General features: G+C 64.1%; 1 protein-coding gene. It reads right to left on the bottom strand.

Annotated features, from left to right (window positions below):
* Positions 1-699: glycosyltransferase family 2 protein (locus EMQ25_RS17890; protein ID WP_127189969.1), on the bottom strand; the 699-nt coding region annotated here is incomplete at both ends.

Genomic DNA, 699 nt, shown 5'->3' with positions numbered 1-699 from the left:
AAATGGGCGAGGATGCCGTTGATGTCGGCATCGACCACGATGACCCCGAAATACCAGTAGAGCAGGGGATAGACGATGCAGGAAAGCCGGAAGGCGAACGCCGTCAGCCAGTAGAGCCAGGAATCCAGCACGCCCCAACGGTCGCGTAGCCTCAGTTTATTTGAGCTCAGCGGGCCGGCCTCGCCATGGGCGATCTGCATGAGCCCGAGCCCCCAGCGGGCGCGCTGGGTGATGTATTCCTTCAGCCCCTCGGGCGCGAGGCCCTCGCTCAGCGGCTCGTTGAGATAGACCGTCGAATAGCCGTGGAGCTTGAGCTTGGCGGTGAGCAGATAGTCCTCGGTGACGCTCGAGGTGGGGAAATCCCCGATGGCGTCGAGCGCGCTCCAGCGCACGATCGAGGAGGTGCCGCAACAGACCGCAATCCCCCACGCATCGCGCGAGGGCTGCATGTAGTCGAAAAAGAAGCGCTGCTCGTCGGGATAGGACCGGCTGATCCCCAGATTGTGCTGGATCGGATCGGGGTTGAAGAAGTGCTGCGGGGTCTGGACGAGCCCGGTCTCGGGGTCGTGGAAGAGCGCGATGCTGCGGGCGAGGAAATCGCGGTGCGGCACGAAATCGGCATCGAGCACCGCGACGAAATCGGGCTGGTCCGGGGTGCCGCGCAGCCGCTCGAGCGTATGGTTGATGTTGCCCGCCTTG

This window comes from Arsenicitalea aurantiaca (assembly GCF_003994485.1).
Classification (GTDB): Bacteria; Pseudomonadota; Alphaproteobacteria; order Rhizobiales; family Devosiaceae; genus Arsenicitalea; species Arsenicitalea aurantiaca.
This window is presented reverse-complemented; position numbering and strand designations above follow the sequence as displayed.